This is a genomic window from Thalassospira sp. ABD4_177 (genome assembly GCF_056160125.1).
This window is the reverse complement of the sequence record NZ_JBSWWO010000003.1, coordinates 125,435-142,808: the sequence shown is the minus strand read 5'-3', so window position 1 is coordinate 142,808 and position 17,374 is coordinate 125,435. Positions and strand designations below refer to the sequence as shown.

Genomic DNA, 17,374 nt, shown 5'->3' with positions numbered 1-17,374 from the left:
TTCTCAAGGAGTTGGGAGTTTTCTACAAATTCGCACCGCACAATTATTTGCGAGCAGAGAACACCCCCCACTCTACCCTTGATTACGTAACGTTATCTGGCGCGCTAACCAATTCAGCGCCTTGCACAATCGCCGCATTGCAAAAATTATTCGCAATCATGCACCGCACAATCTGTGGCCCGGCAATCCCGCCCCGGCGCAAACACTTCGCGGGGCGACACCCCGACTCGATAGCGGAGTCGGGGCAACTGGCGGCCAAATCAACAGCACCCGACAGGCTGTCGATCTACGATCATAAACATGTCACGGAAAAACAGACTCCGACCCACCCCCATCCCATTGAAAGGCCGAAGGTCACAGCACATATCGACTAGAGGTTTTTTATCGCTTGTTGGACTTTGCCAATATGCTGTGATCAACGGGTTTTCCCCAATACCCCTTTTCGGGGTCTGGACTTTCACGGGGAATTGTGGTGTAACCCCGTTGCACATAGATATGTAGCCGTGACCCGCGTCACGCAACACAGATAGCCCACCGCTCGGCGCTCCGACGGTCGGGGTGTCTTGTCACGACAAGCCCTTTTAACCACCTTGAGGAGGGTCTGATGTCCATTTGTGGCAAAGACAACCTGAAAACGCGCCGCACGCTGAAAGTCGGGGACAAGTCCGTCGACTATTACAGCCTCAAAGTTGCTTCCGAGAAATTCGGCGACGTTTCAAAACTTCCCTTCACGCTGAAAGTCGTTCTTGAGAACCTTCTGCGTTACGAAGACGATTTCACCGTTAAAACCGACGATGTCAAAGCTGTTGTTGACTGGCTCAAAGAGCACAAGAGCAGCCACGAGATCAACTATCGTCCGGCCCGCGTTCTGATGCAGGACTTCACCGGCGTTCCCGCCGTCGTTGACCTTGCCGCAATGCGCGATGCCGTCGTCAACATGGGTGGCGACGCCCAGAAGGTGAACCCGCTGTCCCCGGTTGACCTCGTCATTGACCACTCGGTCATGATCGACTTCTTCGGCACCGACGACGCACTCGACAAAAACATGGAAGTCGAGTTCGAACGTAACGGCGAACGTTATGGCTTCCTGCGTTGGGGCCAGAACGCTTTCAACAACTTCCGCATTGTTCCGCCGGGCGCAGGTATCTGCCACCAGGTGAATGTCGAGCATCTTGCAAAGGTCGTCTGGACCGGCGAAGACGCAGACGGCAAAACCGTTGCTTACCCGGACACGCTGGTTGGTACCGACTCCCACACCACCATGGTGAACGGCCTTGCTGTTCTGGGTTGGGGTGTTGGCGGTCTGGAAGCCGAAGCCGCAATGCTTGGTCAGCCGATCTCGATGCTGATCCCGGAAGTCGTCGGCTTCAAGCTGACCGGCTCCATGAAAGAAGGCATCACCGCAACCGACCTTGTTCTGCGCGTCGTTCAGATGCTGCGTGAAAAAGGCGTTGTTGGCAAATTCGTCGAATTCTATGGCGATGCGCTTGACCACATGAGCCTGCCGGACCGTGCGACCATCGGTAACATGGCACCGGAATATGGTGCGACCTGTGGCTTCTTCCCGATCGATGACGAAACGCTCAACTACATGCGTTCGACCGGCCGTGACGAAGACCAGATTGCCCTGGTTGAAGCATATGCCAAAGAACAGGGCATGTGGCGCGAGCCGGGCTTCGAAGCAGAATACACCGCAACGCTTGAACTTGACATTTCCACCGTCGAGCCAGCCCTTTCAGGTCCGAAGCGTCCGCAGGACCGTGTTCCGCTTAAAGACGCCGTTTCGAGCTTCAACAAAACCTTTGCCGAAATGGCACCGGGTGTTGACACCGACCGCTCCGTCCCGGTTTCAAATGAAAACTTCGAAATGAAAGACGGTAACGTCGTGATCGCCGCGATCACCTCTTGCACCAACACCTCGAACCCGAGTGTTTTGATTGCAGCAGGTCTTCTGGCGAAAAAAGCTGTCGAACTTGGCCTGCAGAGCAAGCCGTGGGTGAAAACCTCGCTCGCACCGGGCTCGCTGGTTGTTGCCGACTATCTCGAAAAAGCCGGTCTTCAGGATTACCTGGATCAGCTCGGCTTTAACGTTGCCGGTTTCGGTTGCACCACCTGTATTGGTAACTCTGGCCCGCTAGCAGGTCCGATTGCCGGTGCCATCGAAGACAAGGACATGCTGGTCACGGCTGTTCTGTCTGGTAACCGTAACTTCGAAGGCCGTATCAGCCCGCACGTGAAGGCAAACTACCTTGCCTCCCCGCCGCTGGTTGTTGCCTATGCCCTTGCCGGTAACCTGAAGATCGATCTCGACAAGGATCCGATCGGCACCGACAAAGATGGCAAAGACGTCTTCATGAAAGACATCTGGCCGTCCAACAAAGAGATCGCTGACACCATTGCGTCCTCGATCTCGGCTGCGATGTACAAAGATCGTTATGACAACATCTTTTCAGGCCCGAAACCGTGGCAGGCCATCGAAGTCACCGAAGGCGAAACCTTCGCATGGGATGGCAAGTCCACCTATGTTCAGAACCCGCCTTACTTCGTCAACATGGCGAAAGAACCGGGTGACTTCTCTGAAGTCCATGGTGCACGTCCGCTCCTGATCCTGGGTGACTCTGTCACCACCGACCACATTTCCCCGGCCGGTTCGATCAAGGAAGAAAGCCCGGCAGGTGAATACCTCAAGGCGAACGGCGTTGCAGTTCGTGACTTCAACTCCTATGGCGCACGTCGTGGTAACCACGAAGTCATGATGCGCGGTACCTTTGCCAACATTCGTATCCGTAACGAAATGGCACCGGGCACCGAAGGTGGTGTTTCGGTTCATTATCCGTCGGGCGAACAGGGCTGGGTCTATGACGTTGCAATGCGTTATCAGGCCGAAGGCACCCCGCTTGTCGTCGTGGCCGGTAAGGAATACGGCACCGGTTCTTCGCGTGACTGGGCAGCCAAAGGCACCAACCTGCTTGGCGTCAAAGCTGTTCTGGCGGAAAGCTTCGAGCGTATCCACCGTACCAACCTGGTCTGCATGGGCGTTCTGCCGCTGCAGTTCAAGGACGGCGAAGGTCGTGCGACCTACAAGCTGGACGGCTCGGAAACCTTTGATGTTCTGAGCATCGCTGACGGTATTGAACCGCAGCAGGATGTCACGGTTCGCATCACGCGCAAGGATGGCAGCACCGAAGAGTGCATCGCCACCTGCCGTATCGATACCGAGAACGAGGTTCTCTACTACCAGAACGGCGGCATCTTGCAGTTCGTTCTGCGTAACATGATGAAAGCTGCCTGATTTCCTTATTGAAATCTCAGGCCGACCTGTTGACACCCCACCGGTTTTCCGGTGGGGTGTTTTTTGTTTTGTCTAACTAAAAAACTGACCGCGCGTCGGTTAAAACCCGCACACTTGATCCAGAACAATTCTCAAAAGAGCCGAACCTGATAGGTATTGCCGCCATGCAACACCCTCTTAAGAACAAAGCGAACAAAAACAGAGTCTGACAGAGCAAAGACATGATACGCCCCACATCCTCAGACGGACGCCCGTTTGGTCTGACGGTCGGTACACTCTCACCCGGAACGGTCTTAAGCTGTAACCCGCAAGCAACCCTTGGCGAAGCGGTTGCAAAGATGCGTCATGCCAACAGCAGTTCCATTATTGTGGTTGTATCAAACAAGCCTGTGGGGATTGTCACCGAGCATGATTTTCTCTCGCTGCCGTCCACAACATCCGCTGCATTTTCCGAACCGGTTTCGACGCGCATGTCAGAACCGGTTCATACCATTTCGGTCCATGCCACGGCGCAATCGGCCATTGTGCGCATGCGCGACCGCGGTGTGCGTCATCTGGTTACCATTGACGCAGATGGTTGCCTTGTCGGGATCGTCAGCCAGACCGACCTGATCCGCCATGTCGGTGACAAAAAGCCATTCGTTGCCAATGACGTTGCCGATGCCGTTCGCCAATCAACCGTGTTTGCCGACAAGGACATTCGCGTATGGGAACTGCGCCAGCGCATGCACGCGGAAAAATGCGACAGCGCGATCATTTCCGGCTTCTCGGACAATCAACCGCCAGAAATGCAAACCGGCATCATTACCGAACGCGACATCCTGCGCCATCTGGCCGATGAACACGAAAACCTGACCGCTGGCGACATTGCCACCCGTCCGGTGACGTTTATTCAACAGGACATGAACCTTGATGACGCGCGCAAAATGATGATGCGCGACAATTTCCGTCATCTTGTGGTTCACAACCACCATGGCGAGACCATCGGTGTTTTGTCCTTTGCCGACCTGCTTGAATTCATCGAACAGGATTACCTGATCCATCTGAGCAGCCTCGCCGAAGACAGCGGCAGCGAACTGACCAAGGCCCGTCAGTCACTGGCGCTTGCCAACAAGCTGATCGAAAATTCGCCCGACTGCGTGATGATCTGCAATGCCCAATCCGAGATCGAGGCCGTCAACCCCGCCTTCACGCGCGTGACCGGCTATCAGGCCGAAGAAGTCATTGGCAAAACACCGGCCATTCTGAAATCCGGGCGTCAGAACAAGGCATTCTATGACAAGCTGTGGTCGGACCTGACCCGCACGGGAAAATGGGAAGGCGAAATCTGGAACCGCCGCAAATCGGGCGAGATCTATGCCGAATGGCTGTCGATCATGGCTGTGCGCGACGGCGAAGGCACTGTTACGCATTACGCATCGATCTTTACCGATATCAGCGGTCGTGAAAAAAACCGCGAAGATGTGCTGCGCATTGCCTTTACCGATGAACTGACCGGCATGCCCAACCGCCGCCGGTTTTCGGAACTTCTGTCGCTGCATATCGGGCGGGCGCGCCGGATTGGCCGCCCATTGACCATCGCCATGCTGGATCTCGACAACTTCCAGCGTGTAAATAACGCCCTTGGCCACAATATCGGGGATGATGTTCTGGTCGAAGTATCGCGCCGTATCAGTCGGGAACTCGGCCATGATGCAGTTGTCGCACGCGTCGGTGCTGACGAATTTGCCGCGATCCTGCCGCATGTGAATACCGAACAAGAAGCCTTCGAGATTGCAGAAAAACTTCTCGGGCGCCTCGGCGAAGCCCACATGACGCGCAAGGGCGAGGATGTCTATCTTTCAGCAAGCATTGGTATTGCCTCCTTCCCGGAAGACGCCAACGACACCAGCAACATCATCCGCTGTGCTGAACTCGCAATGGTTCAGGCCAAGGAACAGGGGCGCAACCGCGTCGGGCTTTACAGTGTTAATCTGCACAGCCAGAAGGGGGCGGACCTGGCCCTTGAAACCGCCTTGCGCCGCGCGATTGATAACGAGGAACTCCACCTTGTTTACCAGCCGCAATTTGACGCCAAAACCGGCGAGATCGCCGGGGTCGAGGCCCTGCTGCGCTGGACGACGGCGGATGGCAAAACCATTCCGCCCTCAACCTTCATCCCGATTGCCGAGGAAATGGGCGTCATCGGCGAACTGGGGCGCTGGGTTATCCGCACCGCATGCAATCAGTTGATCACGTGGCGTCAGGAAGGCCTGCATAATTTGCGCCTTGCGGTGAATGTGTCCGTACAGCAGTTCTATGGGTCGATGGATTTTGCCGAACAGCTGCGCGCCATCATCGTCGACAAGGGCGTCGCCGCCGACCGGCTGGAAATCGAAGTCACCGAAAGTCTTTTCATGCGCAATATCGACGATATGCGTACCAAGCTGCAGCGCCTGCGCGATCTTGGTGTGCGGATTGCGCTTGATGATTTCGGCACGGGTTTTTCCAGCCTCAGCTATTTGCGCACCTTGCCCTTTGACGTCATCAAGCTTGACCGCAGCTTTGTCTGGGACATCGAAGACGGACCGGATGGCGAAACCTTGCCAATCACCATCATCAATATGGCGCAGAACCTTGGCAAAACCTGTGTTGCCGAAGGTGTCGAGAACGAACATCAGCTTGAAGTGCTGCGCCACGCCGGTTGTGATCTTATTCAGGGATACCTTCTGGGGCACCCGATGCCCGCAGAACAGGTTTCCGAACTGGCCAAGACCAAAATCGCTGCCGCGTCATAGGTCCTGACCCTAAAAAAGCACAACAAGATCATCGCATTCTGACACCTCGCCTGGCTTTCAACGCCTTGTGATTGGTCGGTGATGGTGCTTTTCAGGCATGATCAGGGGCATGAAAAACCCTCGCCCCCTTTTAAGTGCGCTTGCACTGTTGCTCATGACTGTATCCGCACCGGCAGGCGCGCGCGAAAGCGTTTTGCCCCGCGCGGTGGTCGAACTTTACACATCCCAAGGATGCAACTCCTGCCCGCCCGCCGATCAGGTTCTGCATGACATGGCAGATCAGCATGATGACCTGTTGTTGCTGTCCTATCATGTGGATTACTGGAACTATCTTGGTTGGGAAGATCCGTTTTCCGATGCCCGCTATAGCGCACGTCAGCGCGACTACGCCAATCGCATGCGCGAACGCTACGTCTATACCCCGCAGGTCATCATCAATGGCGATCACGTGGTGCGCGCCACCGCCAGACAACAGATCGAAACCACAAGCACGACCGTCGCGCCTCTGGACGACATTGCCAACATCCACCTGAGCACCACGGACGAAACGCTGCCAGCCAAAGGCACCATTTCGCTCCATGCTACCGGCAGATCTTCGCCCGGCCAAATCGCGCAGGTCTGGTTGATCGGCTTTGATCGCGAACATCAACGCGACGTGTTGTCCGGGGAAAATGCCGGCAAGCGGTTGGTCAATGCCAATGTCGTGCGTGAAATGGTCAGCCTCGGCCAATGGGATGGCAGCAGTCAGCAGAAGATCCCCTTTGCCATGGCAGATGCCTATGACGGCGGGATCGCCGTTTTGATCCAGAATGGCCGTGGCGGCCCGATCAGTGGCGCAGCCATGGTACGTTTCTCAGACTGAATCCCCACTTGATAGTGAATTTGGATTGATTTGAAACAATGCCAACCAGACGATTGTCGGTTATTGCATGAATAATCCGCTGGAACGCGTTATATCATGACGTGTTGCAGAATGAATTTCAGACAATCTAACGGGTTATATGGCTGATTTTAGCGGTTCTGATCTGACCTGCCTGCGCGGCGAGAGACTGGTATTTGGCGGTCTGTCCTTTTCGGCCAAATCCGGTGATGCCGTGATGCTACGTGGTCGAAATGGCGCCGGGAAATCAAGCCTGTTGCGCCTGATGGCGGGTCTTCTCGCACCGCGTTGCGGTGGCCTTTTTTGGAACGGCGAAAACATTTCTGATGATCGCGCCGCCCATCATGCCCGCACCCATTATCTGGGCCATCAGGATGCCATCAAACCCGTCCTGACCGTGCGCGACAATTTGCGCCTTTGGGGTCAGCTGCGCGGGGTGCGTGATCTTGATGCCGCCATTGACCACGCGCTCGATGCACTTCAGATCCACCACCTGTCGCGCATTACCGGTCGCTACCTTTCAAGTGGCCAGAAAAGGCGTACCGCCCTTGCCCGCATCCTGATCGGTGAAAGTCATCTTTGGCTTCTCGATGAGCCGACCGTGGGCCTTGATCGCGAAAGCTGTGCCGAACTGGCGCAACTGATCGCCGCGTTTCGCGGCAATGGTGGCATTGTCGTCTATTCGACCCATATCGATCTGGATGTCGAAAACCCGACCATTCTTGATCTTGATGACTTCGCCATCCCGATGGTCGAATGGCTGGCGGAGCAGGACGATATCGAAGATATGGCGCAGGCCATGCGCCCCCCTTCCTCGCAGGAGGCCGCGCAATGAACGGCTTTATCGCAATCCTGCGCCGTGACTTGAGCCTGGCCCTTCGACAGGGGGCTGATTCCGTCATGGTCGTGGCATTCTTTATTGTCACCACGACCCTGTTTCCGTTCGGCGTCGGGCCAGAGGTCAATATCCTGGCGCGCATTGCATCGGGTGTGATCTGGGTCTCAGCACTGCTGGCCGCCATGCTGTCGCTTGAACGCGTTTTTCAGACCGACTACGAAGACGGGTCGCTTGAACTTCTGACCCTGTCGCCGGTGTCACTCGAACTTCTGATTTTGGGCAAGGTTCTTGCACATTGGCTGACAACCGGGCTTCCGCTGATCATTGCGGCCCCGCTTATGGCGGTGATGCTTAATATGGATCAGGACGGTTTTGCCATTCTGATGGTCGCCATGTTACTTGGAACACCGGCACTCAGCCTGATCGGGGCGATTGGCGCAGCGCTGATACTTGGCGCGCGACGAGGCGGTGTCCTTGTATCACTTCTGGTTTTACCACTATATATTCCAGTACTGATATTTGGGGCCGGTGCCGTTGAAGCCGCCCTGCTTGGAATTTCGGCCACCGCACAGTTACAGATCATGGCTGCGATCCTGCTTTTGACATTGGCAGCAGCGCCTTTTGCGACCGCCCATGCCGTACGCCAGGCCATGGAATAGAACAAGAAGACGACACAAGATGACCCTTTGCGGATTTCCGCACCAAGGATAAGAAAAATGCATCGTTTTGCTAAACCAAGTGTGTTTTTGAAATTCACAGCCCCGATCCTGCCGTGGCTGTCGGTTCTGACCGTGATCCTGATCGCGGCCGGGCTTTATTTTTCCCTGATCGGGTCGCCTGTTGATTACCAGCAGGGCCACACCGTGCGGATCATGTATATCCATGTCCCAGCCGCATGGATGGGGCTGTTTTGTTATGTCGGCATGGCGATCTGCGGCGCGATGAGCCTGATCTGGAAACACCCGTTGGCCGATATTTGCGCGCGCGCCACCGCACCGGTTGGCGCGACCTTTACTGCCCTTTGCCTGATTACCGGGTCGCTTTGGGGCGAACCGATGTGGGGCACTTGGTGGGTGTGGGATGCGCGCCTGACATCGATGCTGATCCTGTTGTTCCTTTATCTGGGCTACATGGCGCTGGTAAACGCCTTTGACGATCCAGAACGCGGATCAAAGGCGGGATCGGCCCTGGCCTTGGTCGGGGCAGTCAATGTCCCCATCGTCAAATTCTCGGTCGACTGGTGGAACACGCTGCATCAGCCGGCCTCGATCGTGCGCATGGATGGTCCGGCGATTGATCCCAGCATGCAATTGCCACTTGCCCTGATGATCCTTGGTTTTACCTGCTACTACTTCGTTGTTCTGATCCTGCGTGTGCGCCTTGAGCTCAATGAGCGTCGCATTCGCGCCCTGCATCTGTCGGGCATGTTCGATGAACGCAGCACCCCGGAACCGGCCAAGGATCAAAGCTATGAAGCCGGTCACAATGCGGAGGCCAAACAATGAGTGAATTCTTCTCAATGGGCGGCTATGGCAGCTATATCTGGGCAAGTTACGGCTTAACAGCGCTGGCCATGATTGTCTTGCTGATCGCTACCCTGCGTGGCCTGCGCAGCAGCCGTATCGAACGCGATCAGCTCGAAGCCGTCTTGCAAGCACGGCGCCCGCGCCGCACCAAAAAGACCCAAAAGGCATCCTGACGGAGAACGACTGTGTCCCTTTCCCGCGCAAAAATCCGCAAACGCCAACGCATGTATGTCATCGGCGCCATCCTGCTCGCCGTTGGGGGTGCTGCGGCCCTGATGCTGACCGCGTTCGAAGACTCGGTCGTATTTTTCTTCAGCCCGACCGAAATCGCCGAAAAATCCCCCATCGATCCCGATCAGCGTTTGCGCATTGGCGGTCTTGTCGTCGAAGGATCGGTTGCAAAGCAGGATGACGGCCAAACCATTGCCTTTGCTGTCACGGATATGGCGGAAACCGTGCCGGTTTCCTATCGCGGCATTTTGCCGGACCTGTTTCGAGAAGGTCAGGGCGTGGTTGCCGAAGGCCATATGAGCAGCGAAGGCACCTTTATCGCGTCTGAAGTTCTGGCCAAGCATGACGAAAACTACATGCCGCCCGAAGTCGCCGAATCGCTTAAGAAAAGCGGCTATTGGGAAGAAATAGAAGCCAAAAACGCCGAAGAGATGCGCAATTAAGCCACATTCTGCCGCCATAAAGCCCGACCATACGCGCAAGAAGCACATAGCCGCGACCATTGCCCCTTGATCCGTGCCCCACAGATCAGGCAATAGATCGCAGGGGAACTTATTGGGGAAGCCTTAGACGCACATGCTTGCAGAGTTAGGACATTTTGCCCTGCTTCTGATGGTGGTCACCGGGATCGGACAGGCTGTCCTGTTCAGTCCGCTGTGGCTGCACGCCTCCCTGCGCACGCTCACCCCGAAAATGCCCAAGGCCACCCCCGCTGGCAGTCTCGACATTTCACATGGTGATGACGGCGCCGCCTTTGGCCCGGTGGCAAGACCCGCCAATCTGTTCTTGCTGCCCGCAACCATCCTTCTGCTTGGCCTTCTGGCCGAGGCCGCATTGCTGAACGCCTTTATCGTCAGCGACTTCACCCTGCCCATCGTCACCGATGTCAGCCATTCATCCACCCCGCTTCTCTATCGCATCGGGGCGGCATTCACCCCTGATGGCGGGGCGATGTTGCTGTGGCTTGTGGCGTTGTCTTTGGTGAACCTGCTGCTGGCATTTCAATTGCACAAACGCTCAGAAACCGGTGATGATCGATTTGGCCGCAACGCGCTGTCGATTGTGGGGCTTCTGGTTGCCATACTGGGTGTTATCACCCTGATTGATGCCAATCCGTTCCTGCGAGCAGGCGTGGTACCGCTTGACGGGCGGGGCATGAACCCGCAAAGCCAGGACGTGCTCAAAATTCTGCGCGAACCGTTTCTGTATTTCGGTCTTGCGGGCCTTTCCGGGGTCTTTGCCCTGATATTGGCTGGGCTGTTTGATCGCAGGATCGATCGTAAGCTTGCCGAAACCATGCGGTCCTGGACCATCGCATCCTGGGTTTGTCTGGGTGCTGCGATCGCAATCAACGCCTATCGCTCTTATAGTGAGCAGGCTTGGGGGGGCTGGTGGTATTGGGACACGGCCGAAAACAGCCTGCTTTTGCCATGGTTGCTGGCCACTGCCCTGTTGCATTGCCGCGCGGTTCTGGAAAAAACCGAAGCCCTTCGGGGCTGGACAGCATTTCTTGCGATCACGGCCTTGGCAGTTGGCTGGTTCGGGGTGTATCTGACCCGTTCTGATCTTTTCGCCCCCTTGCCTGAAACCCAACTTTTGCCCAGTGACAGCACCGGGCTTCTGGTCGGGTTCTGTGTGGTCTTCGGGATTGCCTATTACCTGTTCTGGCGATCGGTGGATCAGATGGGGGTTGGTCGCTGTTTCGAGGTGATTTCGCGCGAAAGTGCGATGTTCCTCAACAGTGTCATGTTGTCCTTGATCGGGGCCGTCGTCCTGATTGGCACGATCTATCCGCTGGTCCTGAAATGGATCACAGGCGAGCCGATCACGGTTGGCGCGCCTTTCTATGTTGATGTCCTGATCCCCATCGTTGTCCCCATGCTGTTTCTGATGGCCTTTGCCCCGGCCCTGCGCTGGCGACAGGATGAAGTATGGATGATCGGGCGGCGCATGAAACTTGCCGCCATCCTGTCATTGATCACGGTTCTGTTTGTTTCGATCCGGTTTATCGACATGTCCCCGGCCCCGCTGATCGGCATCGGCCTTGCCGGGTGGGTTCTTACCGCATCGATCAGTGACCTTTGGGCACGGCTTTGGCGCCACCCGGAACATGGCGAAAGCAAATATCGCAACCTTCAGCTTCTTGGCCCCCGCTATGTCAGCATGACACTTTCCCATATCGGTCTGGCGGTTCTGATCGCTGGCGGATCGGCGAGTAGCATCTGGGAAGAACAGGTTGTCGTTTCAGCCCGTGCCGGACAAAGCATTCAGGCCGGCCCCTATAACCTGCAATATGAAGGCGTCTCGCTTTTGGCAGGTGAAAACTACGCCACCCGTCAGGCGACCTTTATCCTGTATCGTCACTCCCTGCCGGTCACAGAGCTTTTCCCGGAAATTCGCTATTATCCGATCCGTGGTGTCGAAACCCGCGAAGCCGACATCTGGCATGGTCGGGATGGTGATTTGCATGTTTCCATCGGCGACCGCGATAATGATGGTGGCCGTACCGTCACCGTGCATTACTTGCCGATGATGCCCTGGGTTTGGGGTGGCATGCTATTGATGTTGATCGGGGGATGTTTCAGCATCCTCACGCGCGTAATCCTCCGCCTTAAGAAGTTTGGAGTTCCCGCTTCATGAGATTTTCGATCGCCATAATCCCGCTGGTTTTATTTGCCGCACTGGCCGGGGTGTTTTTGTTAAACATCGACAAGGATGCCTCTGTCGTGCCATCGGTGCTGATCGACAAACCGGCGCCGGCATTCTCGCTCCCGCCCCTGCCGGGACGCGAAGATGGCCTGTCACGTGCCGATCTGACACAGGGTGAAGTCTCGGTTCTGAATGTCTTTGCCAGCTGGTGCATTCCATGTCGTGCAGAACACCCGCTGATCAAGCGCCTGTCACGTGAAGCCAACGTTCCGGTCTATGGCCTGAATTACAAGGAAAAGGACCCTGAAGACGGTGTGAAATGGCTCGATGAGCTTGGCGACCCTTATGCTGCTGTTGGCATGGATATTTCCGGGCGCACCGGGATCGATTTCGGCGTTTATGGAGTTCCAGAAACCTTCATCATCGATGGCAATGGCCAAATCAGATACAAGCATGTCGGTCCGGTAACGGTCGAAGTCCTTGAAAAAGTCCTGCTGCCAAAAATCGGGGAGATAAAGGGATGATCAGACGCTTCAAACTTGTTTTTGGTGCCCTTGCCATGCTGGTCCCGGTGATTGCGTCCAACCCGGCCTTGGCTGTCAATCCGGAAGAAATGCTGTCCAACCCGGTTCTCGAAGAACGCGCACGTGAAATCAGCAAGGAACTGCGTTGCCTTGTGTGTCAGAACCAGTCGATTGACGATTCCGATGCCGAACTGGCGCGTGATCTGCGCGTGCTGGTGCGCGAACGGCTGGTCGCTGGCGATGAAAATCAGGAAGTCATCGACTATATCGTTGCGCGCTATGGCGACTATGTTCTGCTGAACCCGCCGCTCAAACCCGAAACCTATATTCTGTGGGCAAGTCCGGTCGTTCTGGTGGTTCTCGCCCTTCTGGCTGTTTTTACCTTTTACCGCCGCAAGCAACGCGATGGATCAACCGCCTCGGCATCCCTGTCCAAGGATGAACAGGATCGGCTGGACGAGCTTCTTGGATCTTCCAAAGACGACGGCAAAGCCTGATGAACCATGATCGCCTGACATATCCCCATCCGATCGGAGGTTTCCGGTGATCTGGATCGGCTTGACTGTTCTGGCACTTCTGGCGGGTGCGGCCCTTTATGCAAGCCTGCCGAAATCAGCAGGCCACGGATCACGTGCGCGTCGCGTGTCGTTTGCTGCCTTGCCGGTCATTGCCGCATTGGGGCTTTATGCCATGCTGGGCAGCCCGAGCCTGCCCGCACGCCCCTATGCTGATCGCGCGGGCGAACGCAATCTGGCTGCGGCCGCCGCCGTTGCCGATAACGCCACTGATCCCGACTTCAAAACCGATCAGCAGATCAGGCGATTGCTTAATCAGATTGTCGTCTCGCTTGAGGTCAATCCACGCAACCTTCAGGGCTGGGTAGCGCTTGCGCGAGGGTCGCTACGTCTTGGAAATATTGAACGGGCTGTGGCCGCGTTTGCCCAGGCCTATGCCCTGTCAGGTGAGAACCCGTTGCTTGCCATCGAATATGCCGATACTCGCATCACAGCCCAGGACGGAAAGATCGACAATACATCGCGCGATCTGGTCCTGCATGCCCTGGGCCAGATGCCCAACCATCTGTTGGCGCGTTACTATTACGGCATGATGCTCAAACAAAATGGCAAACCGGAACAAGCCCTGCGGGTGCTCAGCGACCTCTATCGCGACCTGCCCAGTGACGATCCGCTGGGCAATGCCACAAAAAGCGAAATCGCTGCCCTGCAATCCAGTGACGACAGCGCGCAGTAAGTCGAAGCCCGGCTCTTAGGCCGAAAACAGATACAGCACCCCAAGCAGCACACCCACAATCAGCAACAATGTCCCGCCAAGTGCGACCAGTTTCATGACCGGATGCAGGTTTTCAAGCTCCCCGGTGTGACGTGCGTTTTCAGAACCGGTTTGGGATGCATGGCCCTCGTCAAACCGGCGCAGGGCTTCTTCGCCGCTCATGGGTGGCATCTTGATACGATCAAGGACCGTCCCCTGTTCCGGGGCGCGGTCCTTGTGATCTGTTTTGGGCTGTTGCGGGCTATTGCCGTTATGGGCTGTCATCGCAGGTGACTTGCGCTTAGCGCTGCGCTGTCAGGCCGCGGTCCGTGTCCTGATCTTGGGGCTGATAGGTTGGCCATTCGCCAGCTGCCAGAAGATCAAGCGACGGCGTTTCCTGACCGAACCGGGAACGATACATCCAAAGATTGGCCATCACGCGTTCGATGAACAAACGGGTTTCACGCGACGGGATGCTTTCGATGAAATAAAGCGGATCGACATTGTCCTTGAGCGCCTTCTGCCAGCGACCAAGATTGCCAATGCCCCCGTTATAGGCCGCCATCAACTGCAGGAAGCCGTTATCAACGCCATTCTGATCAAGCAGATGATCAACATATTTCTGTCCAAGCGACAGGTTGATTTCCGGCTGATACAGCTCGGCGCGTTTGGCACCGCGATAGCGCGTGTTGCCGATATAGCTTGCCGTAGCCGGCATCAGCTGCATCAAACCGCGTGCACCGGCATGGCTGCGTGCATCGGTGTTGAAACCCGATTCCTGACGCATGAAGGCATAGATCACCGCACGGTCAACTTCATAGCCACCTTCCGGGGCCCACGGCGGAACCGGATACAGCGCGTTGACGAACACATCGCCTGTCTTTTGCGCGATATAGCTGCCAAGACGCATGGTAAGGGACGCAAAGTTTGCCGTATCGGTCAGGGCCAGAACAGCCCGACGCAGCGAATCGTCATCCTTGGCCGCGGCCTTGCGCAGTTCACGTTCGGCTTCATCGCGCTGACCAACCTGCATAAGCGACAATGCCCGACGCCCATGCGGATCAAGTTTCAGCTTGTTCGCACGATTTTCATCAAGCTCAAGGCTGTCCCAGTCAAAGACATCATCACGCCCCAGCGCACGCATTGCCAACTGGCCATAGAAGGAGCGCGGATATTCCGCCGCCCGGTTCAACATGACATCGGCTTCATCAAACCGGCCTGCGGCCAGATCAATCCGCGCTGCCCAGAACGCACCCGCCGTGCGGGTCCAGCTTGACGCGTATTTGTTGATGCTCAGTGCTGCGAAATGGGCGTGCGACTCATCCATCTTGCCAAGGCGCCACGCGGTCAGGCCCGCTGTCCAGTGCGCTTGGGGCAGATGCTTGCCCGAACGCTTGGCCGCTTCGCTGGCATATTTCAACGCAAGGTCCGGTTTGCCAAAGTAATAGTAGCCCGATGCAATCGCCGCCTTGGCATAGTCCTGCTCATAGGCGTCAAAAATGCGCTGTGCTTCGTCGCTGTTAAGAACTTCAAGCGCCCCGGTCGGCCAGCCATTGCCAATGCGATGGCGAATGCGACGCTTCAGGGTCGAGACGCGTGAACGCTGCTTGGACGACAGCTTCTTGGTCGACTTGTGATAATAAGGCCGGATGTTCTCGTAATCATATCCGGCACCGGAAACATAGCTGCCAACCGGCTTTTTCGGATAGTTGGCCGTGCCACGACGTTTCAGCGCAAGTTTGTAGATGCGCGGTGCCTGCGGATGATCGGCATATTTGGCAAGCCAGCCCTTCAATTCCTTGTAACGCGACCGATACGCCGTCGGATGCAGATAACGCTGCGCCATCACATGCCCCATCAGGACATCATCGGACAGGCGCGAAATCAGGCGGTCGGCATCTTGCCACCGGCCCTGTTCCTGAACAGCAAAAATCTGTTCGTAAAGTTCGGCGTCACGTTCGGAAAGCGGCTTTGGGATCAGCGTCGAAAGCGCGTCATCAAGCACAGGATTGCTTAGCGCAGCCTGTTCCTGCGTGCTGGCAGCAGCAGGTGACGCGGCACCCATAATCGTCATGGTGCCAAGAAACGCGAAGAAGAGTCCCTGCCTTACGGTGCTTTTGACACCCGGCAGGCGTGTTCTTATTGCTTCGATCAAAATCAGTTTCCCCAACGAGGCTTGTTTTCAAGCCGCGTGTTTATCCCGAAGCAGTTTGGTCTCGCAACCCGTTGCCGTCGGTGTTCCCCCTCGTGCAACGGCGTTCCTTATAACAGGAAACACCCAAACCGCGAAATCATTTATCTGGAATCAATCACTTGGCGCGAACCAAACAAACCCGCCCAAACGCATGCATGTCTCCCATGCATACAGTGACTTTATTGCCAATTCCTTAGGGGCAGATCTAAAGCTTGTGCGAGATCGCGCGCAGATCACGCCAGGCCAGGCGTTTTTGTTCCGGTGTCCGCAGAAGATAGGCCGGATGGAACATCGCAGTCAGGGCCGCATTTTTACCATCGGCAAATGAAATTTCCTTCCATGTGCCGCGTAAACGCGTAATGCCGCGATCTTCTTCCATCAATGTCTTGGCTGAACTGCCGCCAAGGCACACAACGACCTTCGGCCCGATCAGCTCAAGATGACGGCGAATGAACGGCTCACACACCGCGATTTCCGCCGTGGTCGGCTGGCGGTTCCCCGGCGGGCGCCAGGGCAGAATATTGGTGATATAGGCTCCTTCACGCGCAAGCCCGATGGAACGCAGCATCGCATCCAGAAGCTTCCCACTCGGCCCGACGAAAGGCAGGCCCTGACGGTCCTCTTCGGCCCCGGGTGCTTCGCCAACCAAGACCAGCTTGGCTTCGACATTGCCCGTACCAAAGACCGTATTGCTCGCTGACTTCTTCAGCGCGCAGCCTTCAAACTTTTCAATCGCGGCCTTGAGCTCGTCAAGGCTGTTTGCCGCAGCCGCCGCATCGCGTGCGGATTGGCGGGCCTCGTGCGGCGTATCAGACAACAAAAACCCGCCATCGGCACCAGCTGGCATCGGTGCCGTCCCCGGTCCTGCGGCCTGTGCCGGACGGGCTGGACCACCGGCCGGACGCGGTGCGCCCGGACGCGCATTCGCGCCAAATCCCTGACGGTTGGCCGCGTTCTGGCGCAGGCTTTCAGACGCCTTGAAACGGTCAAGCGGCTCGTCGGCGATGGCCTCGTCCGCGCCCATTTCAAATTGCCAGACAAGGGCCTCGAACGGGTCGAGATTATTTACATCAAAGTCTGTAATTGGTTTGCTCATCTACACAAAAGCGATGTATGTTGCACCGCGAACGGGATCGCGGGCACTGCTTGGAAAGACCTTATACGATTTTGGGTCCTTTGTGCCAGAGTACAAAC

General features: G+C 56.4%; 15 protein-coding genes. 12 read left to right on the top strand and 3 right to left on the bottom strand.

Annotated elements, in window-relative coordinates:
* Nucleotides 1-604 precede the first annotated feature (604 nt).
* The 12 genes from acnA to ACXAF0_RS16555 all read left to right on the top strand — a co-directional run bounded on the left by acnA (nucleotide 605) and on the right by ACXAF0_RS16555 (nucleotide 13,968).
* Nucleotides 605-3,292, top strand: coding sequence for an aconitate hydratase AcnA (acnA, locus tag ACXAF0_RS16610; protein WP_475346951.1), 2,688 nt, complete (start codon nucleotides 605-607; stop codon nucleotides 3,290-3,292).
* A gap of 221 nt (nucleotides 3,293-3,513) precedes the next feature.
* Nucleotides 3,514-6,069 carry an EAL domain-containing protein gene (locus ACXAF0_RS16605; RefSeq protein WP_475346950.1) on the top strand — a complete coding sequence of 852 codons (2,556 nt, stop codon included), beginning with the start codon at nucleotides 3,514-3,516 and terminating at the stop codon, nucleotides 6,067-6,069.
* 109 nt (nucleotides 6,070-6,178) lie between these two features.
* Nucleotides 6,179-6,931 carry a DUF1223 domain-containing protein gene (locus ACXAF0_RS16600; protein ID WP_475346949.1) on the top strand — a complete coding sequence of 251 codons (753 nt, stop codon included), beginning with the start codon at nucleotides 6,179-6,181 and terminating at the stop codon, nucleotides 6,929-6,931.
* A 139-nt stretch (nucleotides 6,932-7,070) separates the two neighbouring features.
* The gene (gene ccmA / locus ACXAF0_RS16595) at nucleotides 7,071-7,784 is read left to right on the top strand and encodes a heme ABC exporter ATP-binding protein CcmA (protein ID WP_475346948.1); all 714 of its coding nucleotides are present in this window, start codon (nucleotides 7,071-7,073) and stop codon (nucleotides 7,782-7,784) included.
* Nucleotides 7,781-8,446, top strand: a complete 666-nt coding sequence (gene ccmB, locus ACXAF0_RS16590) for a heme exporter protein CcmB (protein WP_475346947.1) — start codon at nucleotides 7,781-7,783, stop codon at nucleotides 8,444-8,446. The genes ccmA and ccmB overlap by 4 nt, the downstream gene beginning before the upstream one ends.
* Nucleotides 8,447-8,503: 57 nt before the next feature.
* Nucleotides 8,504-9,292: a heme ABC transporter permease gene (locus ACXAF0_RS16585; RefSeq protein ID WP_475346946.1), complete on the top strand. Its 789-nt coding sequence runs from the start codon at nucleotides 8,504-8,506 to the stop codon at nucleotides 9,290-9,292.
* Nucleotides 9,289-9,486 (top strand): heme exporter protein CcmD, encoded by a 198-nt coding sequence (gene ccmD, locus ACXAF0_RS16580; protein ID WP_475346945.1) that lies wholly within the window; start codon nucleotides 9,289-9,291, stop codon nucleotides 9,484-9,486. The genes ACXAF0_RS16585 and ccmD overlap by 4 nt, the downstream gene beginning before the upstream one ends.
* A gap of 12 nt (nucleotides 9,487-9,498) precedes the next feature.
* The gene (gene ccmE, locus ACXAF0_RS16575; protein ID WP_475346944.1) at nucleotides 9,499-9,987 is read left to right on the top strand and encodes a cytochrome c maturation protein CcmE; all 489 of its coding nucleotides are present in this window, start codon (nucleotides 9,499-9,501) and stop codon (nucleotides 9,985-9,987) included.
* A 133-nt stretch (nucleotides 9,988-10,120) separates the two neighbouring features.
* Nucleotides 10,121-12,184 carry a heme lyase CcmF/NrfE family subunit gene (locus tag ACXAF0_RS16570; protein WP_475346943.1) on the top strand — a complete coding sequence of 688 codons (2,064 nt, stop codon included), beginning with the start codon at nucleotides 10,121-10,123 and terminating at the stop codon, nucleotides 12,182-12,184.
* Nucleotides 12,181-12,717 (top strand): DsbE family thiol:disulfide interchange protein, encoded by a 537-nt coding sequence (locus tag ACXAF0_RS16565; protein ID WP_475346942.1) that lies wholly within the window; start codon nucleotides 12,181-12,183, stop codon nucleotides 12,715-12,717. The genes ACXAF0_RS16570 and ACXAF0_RS16565 overlap by 4 nt, the downstream gene beginning before the upstream one ends.
* Complete coding sequence (locus ACXAF0_RS16560; protein ID WP_475346941.1) at nucleotides 12,714-13,214, top strand: cytochrome c-type biogenesis protein; 501 nt, start codon at nucleotides 12,714-12,716, stop codon at nucleotides 13,212-13,214. Before ACXAF0_RS16565 ends, ACXAF0_RS16560 begins: the two co-directional genes overlap by 4 nt.
* 46 nt (nucleotides 13,215-13,260) lie before the next feature.
* Entirely contained in the window at nucleotides 13,261-13,968 is a 708-nt protein-coding gene (locus ACXAF0_RS16555; protein ID WP_475346940.1) for a tetratricopeptide repeat protein, read from the top strand.
* Between the two features lie 15 nt (nucleotides 13,969-13,983).
* Here the strand turns inward: ACXAF0_RS16555 and ACXAF0_RS16550 are convergent, their stop codons facing one another.
* The 3 genes from ACXAF0_RS16550 to ACXAF0_RS16540 all read right to left on the bottom strand — a co-directional run bounded on the left by ACXAF0_RS16550 (nucleotide 13,984) and on the right by ACXAF0_RS16540 (nucleotide 17,276).
* Complete coding sequence (locus tag ACXAF0_RS16550; RefSeq protein WP_475346939.1) at nucleotides 13,984-14,271, bottom strand: hypothetical protein; 288 nt, start codon at nucleotides 14,269-14,271, stop codon at nucleotides 13,984-13,986.
* Nucleotides 14,272-14,287: 16 nt separating this feature from the next.
* Nucleotides 14,288-16,141: a lytic transglycosylase domain-containing protein gene (locus ACXAF0_RS16545; protein ID WP_475346938.1), complete on the bottom strand. Its 1,854-nt coding sequence runs from the start codon at nucleotides 16,139-16,141 to the stop codon at nucleotides 14,288-14,290.
* 244 nt (nucleotides 16,142-16,385) lie between these two features.
* Nucleotides 16,386-17,276 (bottom strand): uracil-DNA glycosylase, encoded by an 891-nt coding sequence (locus ACXAF0_RS16540; protein WP_475346937.1) that lies wholly within the window; start codon nucleotides 17,274-17,276, stop codon nucleotides 16,386-16,388.
* Between the last annotated feature and the right edge of the window lie 98 nt (nucleotides 17,277-17,374).